Annotated in this window: 8 protein-coding genes; 4 read left to right on the top strand and 4 right to left on the bottom strand. The window is 64.5% G+C overall.

Annotated elements, in window-relative coordinates:
* A partial coding sequence (locus VF515_04075; protein HEX7406812.1) for an alpha/beta hydrolase occupies positions 1-398 on the top strand: 398 nt, incomplete at its 5' end.
* A 21-nt stretch (positions 399-419) separates the two neighbouring features.
* Here the strand turns inward: VF515_04075 and radC are convergent.
* Together radC and VF515_04065 are read right to left on the bottom strand one after the other, a co-directional pair.
* On the bottom strand, positions 420-1,106 hold the full coding sequence (radC, locus tag VF515_04070) for a DNA repair protein RadC (protein ID HEX7406811.1): 687 nt from the start codon (positions 1,104-1,106) through the stop codon (positions 420-422).
* A 43-nt stretch (positions 1,107-1,149) separates the two neighbouring features.
* On the bottom strand, positions 1,150-2,328 hold the full coding sequence (locus VF515_04065; protein HEX7406810.1) for a class I SAM-dependent rRNA methyltransferase: 1,179 nt from the start codon (positions 2,326-2,328) through the stop codon (positions 1,150-1,152).
* Positions 2,329-2,393: 65 nt separating this feature from the next.
* On the opposite strand from VF515_04065, the gene VF515_04060 reads away from it, so the two are divergent.
* Together VF515_04060 and fetB are read left to right on the top strand one after the other, a co-directional pair.
* Positions 2,394-3,146, top strand: a complete 753-nt coding sequence (locus VF515_04060; GenBank protein ID HEX7406809.1) for an ATP-binding cassette domain-containing protein — start codon at positions 2,394-2,396, stop codon at positions 3,144-3,146.
* Complete coding sequence (fetB, locus tag VF515_04055; protein HEX7406808.1) at positions 3,143-3,937, top strand: iron export ABC transporter permease subunit FetB; 795 nt, start codon at positions 3,143-3,145, stop codon at positions 3,935-3,937. The genes VF515_04060 and fetB overlap by 4 nt, the downstream gene beginning before the upstream one ends.
* A gap of 47 nt (positions 3,938-3,984) precedes the next feature.
* Here the strand turns inward: fetB and VF515_04050 are convergent, their stop codons facing one another.
* Positions 3,985-5,664: a carboxylesterase/lipase family protein gene (locus VF515_04050; protein HEX7406807.1), complete on the bottom strand. Its 1,680-nt coding sequence runs from the start codon at positions 5,662-5,664 to the stop codon at positions 3,985-3,987.
* Between the two features lie 241 nt (positions 5,665-5,905).
* Between VF515_04050 and VF515_04045 the strand changes: the two genes are divergently transcribed.
* A complete protein-coding gene (locus tag VF515_04045) occupies positions 5,906-6,370 on the top strand; it encodes an RNA-binding protein (GenBank protein ID HEX7406806.1) in 465 nt (154 codons plus the stop codon).
* A gap of 29 nt (positions 6,371-6,399) precedes the next feature.
* On the opposite strand, the gene VF515_04040 is transcribed toward VF515_04045, so the two are convergent.
* Positions 6,400-6,696 (bottom strand): citrate/2-methylcitrate synthase (locus tag VF515_04040; GenBank protein ID HEX7406805.1); only part of this gene is annotated, 297 nt, incomplete at its 5' end.

Here is a 6,696-nt window from a genome sequence, read left to right as displayed (position 1 = left end):
GTTTTGAGGAGTTCGTCGCGCGCGCCCACCAGTTCAATCCGCGCCGCTCCCTCGACAACATCCGCAGCCGCCTCTCCCACAACCTGAAGCAGCTGCCGAACGGCAAATGGACGTGGAAATACGACAAGGCCCTGCGTTCCTCCGAGCGCGGCTTCCACGCTAGCGCGCTGCTCAACCTGTGGGACGACGTCCACGCCATCCACTGTCCCACCCTGATCATTAAAGGCGGCGAGAGCGACATCCTCTCAGGCGAGAGCGCCGAGAAGCTCCAGGCCGCCATTCCCAACAGCCGACTGGCTGTCGTGCCGGGCGCGGGCCACTCGGTCATGGGCGACAATCCCGCCGGTTTTGTCGAAGCCGTCCGTGCATTCCTGCTGGCACTTCCCTTGAACCCTTGAACCCGTGGACCCTTTATTATCTCACCAGTATCCATCATCCACGAAGCTGACGTAACGGCCCTTGCCGATGACGATGTGATCGAGGACGCGGACGCCCATCAGGTCACCGACCTCGCGCAGCCGCCGCGTGATCTCGATGTCTTCCTTGCTCGGGGTCGGGTCGCCGCTGGGATGGTTGTGCACGAAGATGACGGCCGCCGCCGCCTCGCGCACCACCGGCGCGAAGACATCGCGCGGATGCACGATGCTGGCCGTGAGCGACCCGTGTGAGACCGAGATGTCCTTGATCTTGCGATGCTTGTTGTCGAGCAGCACGGCGTAGAAGTGCTCGCGCGTCTCGCTGGCCAAGCGTTCGCGGAAGTGAGCGTAGACATCGCTGCTGCCCCGCAGGGCCTCACCGGGTTTGAACTCCTGCTCGCCGTAGCGCTTGGCGATCTCCAACGCCGCCAGCACCTGCGCCGCCTTCGCCGGCCCCAGCCCTTTGATCTTGCGCAGGTCACCGACGCCGGCGGACGCCAGTTGGCGGAAGTTGCCGAACTCCTCCATGATGGCACGGCCGTGGTCGACCGCACTGGCCCCTTTCACCCCGGTGCGCAGCAGGATGGCCAACAGCTCCGCGTCCGACAGGACGCCGGGTCCCCGCGTCAGAAGTTTCTCTCGCGGTCGATCACTCTGCGGCCATTGACTGATAGGACGTGAGCCAGCCATGGCCGTCATATACTCTAAATGTTTACTCGATGTCTAGTACACTTCACCACACGCGCAACAGCAAGCCTTTGAGGTACTCCCCTTCCGGATGCGCCAGGTTCACCGGGTGATCGGCGCCGGCTCCGAGGTGCCGCAGCACTTGGACATCGCGTCGAGCGTCCACCGCCGCGCCGTGGACGATCTTCCAGAACAGCTCTGGCGGCACATGCTGCGAGCAGCTGAAGGTCATCACATGGGCGCCCGCCGCGGCGCGGCGGAAGGCCCAGAGATGGAGGTCCTTGTACGCGCGCGCGCCGCGTTCCAGCTCCTGCCTGCGCTTCACGAGCGCCGGTGGGTCGAGGATCAGCAGGTCGAAAGTGCGGTCGGCCTCGCGCAGGTAACGGAAGATGTCGGTTTCGATGAACTCGCCCGCGGCAGCGTCGAAGGCGTTGAGCGACCAATTGCGGCGCGCCAAGTCCAAAGCCCGTGGCGAGCTTTCAACCGACGTTACCTGCCAGGCGCCGCCGGCAGCAGCGTGGACCGCAAAGGCGCCGGTATATGCAAAGGCGTTGAGCACGGCGCGGCCGTCCGCCAGCTGCCGTGCCAGCATGCGGTTGTCGCGCTGATCAAGGAAGAAGCCGGTTTTCTGGCCCGTGTGCAGGTCGACCAGAAAGGACAGGCCATCTTCCCGCATCAGCACCGGTTCTGCCGGCACGTCGCCCGCAACGACGCCTTCGGCGGGCTCCAATCCCTCTTCGCGCCGCACATTGCCCGTGCTGCGTTCGTAGATACCGCTGGGCGCCAGTGTGGTTTCCAGCGCTTCGATCACCAGCGGCTTGAGCCTGGCAGCTCCTGCCGTCAGGCACTGCAGCACGATGGTCGAAGCGTACACATCGGCGATGACGCCCGGGAGGAAGTCGCCCTCACCGTTGATCAGGCGGTAGGCATCAGTCTCGGGTGGCAGCACGGTGCGGCGGAGCTCATGGGCTGCCGCAACACGTCGCCGGATCAACTGCGCGTCGATCGGCTCGTCCACCCGCGTGAGCAGACGGATCGTGATGGGACAGCGCGGGTTGACGTAACCGCGTCCCAAAAACCCGCCGGCGGCGTCCTGGAGTACCACCGCCTGCCCTGGCTCCAAGCTGGGATCCAGGTCAGCGATCGCACCAGAGAAGATCCACGGGTGACCGAGAAGTACCGGCCGCTCCTTGCGCGGCTTCAGACGAACGATGGGCTCTGACACGGCGTGCTCCATATCACGTTGGCCGGCGGTTGACAGTCGCGAGTCGAGAGTCGATAGGTTTCACCATGTCGGCAGTGTCGCAGCCGGAGATCCGCCTCGACCGCGTCTGTGCGATCAAGCAGGGACGCCCGGTGCTGACCGATGTGACGCTGGGATTCGAATCCGGTGGCAAGTATTCCATCCTGGGACCATCCGGTGCCGGCAAGACGACCTTGCTCCGCCTGCTCAATCGGTTGGAGGATCCCACCGCTGGAACACTCTGGTTCCACGACACGCCGTACCAGCATCTGTCTGCCATTACCCTGCGGCGCCGTGTGGCGATGGTGTTCCAAGTGCCGATCATCTTTTCCGGAAGCGTGCAAGATAATCTGTGCACCGCGTTGCGACTGCAGCACCAGGACAACTCCGTCGCCACCACCGAACTGTCGCGCCTGCTGGAACTGGCCGGACTGAACGGCATCGGGCTCACACGCGATGCGACGGCGCTCTCGACCGGGGAGAAACAACGCGTCTGCATTGCGCGGGCGTTGATGACGCGGCCGGAGGTATTGCTGCTCGACGAACCAACGGCTCCACTTGATCCCACCGCGGCTCGCCGGCTGATCGAATCGATCGCGCAGCTCAGTCATGGGAGCCAGCTGACGGTGATCATGGTCAGTCATCAGCCGGAGCTGGCCCGCGCCTTCGGTGGGCGGGTGATCCTGCTGGTCGGCGGCAGAGTCGTGGAACAGGCCGAGGCGGCACAGTTCTTCGTGGCGCCGACAACCGCGCAGGGCCGCAGTTACCTGGACCGCACCCTTTCGGGGGAGGCCTCGTGAGCACGCAGCTCATCGATCCGTCGTGGTTCCAGCTGGCATCCGCCGCCGGGCTGGTGTTGGCGGCGATCGGGCTGTCGGCGGCCCGCGGCCTCGGGCTGGAGCGAGACCTGACGGTTGCGGCCATACGCACTTTCGTACAGCTCCTCAGCATCGGGTACGTCCTCGGATTCGTATTTTCCACCGACAGTCCCGTGCTCATCGTCGTCATCCTGCTGTGCATGCTCGGCATCGCCGCGTGGACGGTTGCGGCGCGGCAGCGGCGGCCGACGAACAGCCTGCGCTTCTTGGTGCTGGCGTCGTTGAGCACCGGCTGCGGACTGACGATGGTTCTGGCCACCGAAGTCATCCTCCGCATCAAGCCCTGGTACAACCCGTACTACTTGATCCCACTGATGGGCATGGTGATCGGCAACAGTCTGAACAGCGCGACGCTGGCGGTCGAGCGTCTGGACAGCGATCTGCGCGGCGGGCGTGATCAGGTGGAGGCGTTGCTGGCGCTGGGGGCGACGAGCCGTCAAGCCGCGGCGGCACCGCTGCGCAGCGCGATGAAGGCGGCGATGATTCCTATCATCAACTCGATGATGGTGGTCGGCGTGGTGTCGCTGCCGGGCATGATGACCGGCCAGATTCTCGGGGGCAACTCACCGCTGGTCGCCATCAAGTATCAGGTGTTGATCATGTACATGATCGCGTTCTCGACCGCGATCACGGCCTTCGTGCTCACCACGTTGCGAGCCCGTTCCTACTTCACACCGGCGCATCAACTGCGCGAGGACGCGGTGGCGAATTGACGGAGATTGCAGGGCGGTGTGCGGGTCGGGCGTCCCGGCGCGACGCTTCACGGACCGCCTCCAACTGTCAGCGGTGGCCTGAGGTAGTCGAGCCCATTCCAGAAGGCGCAGGCGGCGGCCTTCGGTCCCTGACTGGTGGCGATCGTTCGGTCGAGCCCGAGATACTCCTGTGACGCGCTGAACCGAGGCCACGCCGGAGCTGCGGCGCCGTTGGGGTCGCCGGTGGCGGCAAAGCGGGTCCAGTACCCCATGATCTGGTTGGAGAGCTGGATCTGCTCATTCGTCAGCGACAAACCAGGTGCCGGCGGCTGCTGGAACACGAACTGGACCTCGGCTGAGTGGAAGGCGCCCAGATCGAAAGGCGGGTGTACCGCAAATTGCGCGTCGGGATACTCGAACTGGTAGATGTATGCCGGCACGTACGGCGACGCCAGTTGCCCCGCTCGGATCGTGGGGCAGGCGAGGAACGCGTCGCCGAACGCCGCCGCCAGCGCCGCGCCCGGGTCCGGATAAGCGGCGAGGGGATACTGTGTCATCACCTGCGTGACCAGGGCGTCGCTGCCCAGCAGGGACTTCAGCCGCTCCGGGTATTGGTCGGCGGTGAGCGGTGTGCTGGAGAAGCCTTGGGCCATCGCGACGAACAGCGTCCCTTCGTCTTTGTTGGCACCCACCAGGACGGGCGTGTGGTTGAATGTTCCGTCCGCAAGGCGGTCTCCGACCTGGCGGTCGAGGACATACTGGTCAAGGGTCGGTGCCCACGAGCCCCATGTCCCCGGGGTGAACACAAAACTCGGGTCAGGTGGGAGGGCGTTCATCACATCCTGCTGCGACTTCGAGCGCAGGCACGCGAGCACGTCACCGCTGCCGTCGCATCCTAGCTTCGATGCAAAGAGATCACCCTGCGCCTCCGCGGCGGCCAAGCTGGAAAATGGCGGCGTGCAGGGGCCGCTCTCGATAATGGCGCGATGGAAGAGGCCCGCGCTCAATTGGGAGGCGAGGTGTAAACACACGCTCATGCCACCAGCCGACTCACCGAAGATGGTGACGTTCCCGGGATCGCCACCAAAGGCGGCGATGTTGTCCCGCACCCATTTCAGCGCGGCAATCTGGTCTTCGATGCCGTAGTTCCCTGACGATGGATGCGTCGGATCCTCGGCAGTGAGCAGCGGGTGCGCCAGAAACCCGAGGGGACCGAGACGGTAGTTGAAGCTGACGACGACCACACCGGTCAGCTTGGCGATGACGCTGCCGTTAGTGCCATTGTATTGCAGGCCGTCCCCCGAGGTGAAGCCTCCGCCGTGTATCCACACCATGACGGGTGCCGGCGTCTGTGGTGGGGGATCGGGCGTCTCGACGTTGATGAACAGGCAGTTTTCGCCTCCGGCGTGCATGTCGACGATCGGAATGGTCTGCGGGCAGACGCTACCCGCTAGCGTCGCGGCACGGATGCCGCTCCACGCCGCAGGCGGCACGGGGGGTCGCCAACGCAGGCCTCCCACAGGCGGAGCGGCGTAGGGGATGCCTAGAAACTGGCGCGCTCCACTTCTCTTCACCCCGCGCACTTGGCCTTTATCCGTCGTCACCAGCAGCGGATCGATCGAGGGGGAAGCTGTGGGCGACGGCGCCGGTGTGCCGGTCGGGGTGGCGCTGGGCAATACGGTTGGCGGCGGCGTAGGTGAGCATCCAAGGAAAAGCGCAGTGAGCAGACCAACGGCGAGCGGTTTCATATCGGTACCTTCCCGCGTTTTGCGGATGCGAACCCTCTCGGACGGCGACGACATAGCAACAGAAGGGCCGGGAGATCAACCTGGGATGCTGGCGAAGCCGCTGGCAATGGGATCGCGTGTGCTTCAGGGAGCGGAGGCGGGAAGGGGAAAAGTGTCCACTGAGAATATGATCGGTGCCTATGGTGCACCCATCCAGGAAATGCTATGCACCTCTTAGGCAAAGGTACAGTTAGGATTCAACATTCCCTACCACGCAAAGGAGTCAGCCATTTCGACTAAGGTATTTGTCGGCAACCTCAATTTCCGCACCACGGAGCAGCAACTCTCTGAAGCCCTGTCAGCCGCGGGGCAGGTGAAAAACGTTCACATCGGCACCGACAGGGAAACCGGGCGCTCGCGCGGTTTCGCGTTCGTCGAGTTTTCGAACGAGACGGAAGCTGCGGAGGCGATCAAGCAGTTCGACGGCCAGGAGATCGATGGCCGTAAGCTGCGGGTCAACACGGCAGAAGATCGGCCGCGGCGCACCGACGGTCCGCGCTTCTCGCCACCCAGCGGTGGCCGTCCGGAGTTTCGAGGCAACTTCCCGTCAGCGCCCCCTGATACCTGGTCCGATTTCGGCGGCCAAGGCCTGGGTGGCGGCAAGCCCTTCAAGAACAAGGGCAGTCGCCGCGGTCTGCGGGCTCGCAAGCGCAGCCTGAGCTTCTGAGCCCGGGCGCGCAGCCGACGCGGCTGCCGCTACGACATCGCGACCTGCGCCGCATACGTTGGCGTTCCATCCGGGCCGTTCGCTCGTTGCTCGGGCCGGTGTGCCAGCGGGACATAATCCCGTCGTGGCGCCCCAACGAAGATCTGACGCGGCCGCGCGATGCGCTGCTCTTTGTCGAGCAACATCTCCTCCCACTGAGCAATCCAGCCTGGCGTGCGTCCGATGGCAAACAGGACCGGGAACATGTCCATCGGGAACCCCATCGCCTGATAGATGATGCCGGAGTAGAAATCGACGTTGGGATAGAGCTTGTGCGAGATGAAGTA

The sequence above is a fragment of the Candidatus Binatia bacterium genome, from assembly GCA_036382395.1.
Classification (GTDB): Bacteria; Desulfobacterota; Binatia; order HRBIN30; family HRBIN30; genus JAGDMS01.
This window is presented reverse-complemented; position numbering and strand designations above follow the sequence as displayed.

Bases quoted from the DNA above. Each gene is read 5' to 3' on its own strand.
- radC (HEX7406811.1), bottom strand. From the start codon at position 1,106: ATGGCTGGCTCACGTCCTATCAGTCAATGGCCGCAGAGTGATCGACCG.
- VF515_04060 (HEX7406809.1), top strand. From the start codon at position 2,394: ATGTCGGCAGTGTCGCAGCCGGAGATCCGCCTCGACCGCGTCTGTGCG.
- VF515_04050 (HEX7406807.1), bottom strand. From the start codon at position 5,664: ATGAAACCGCTCGCCGTTGGTCTGCTCACTGCGCTTTTCCTTGGATGC.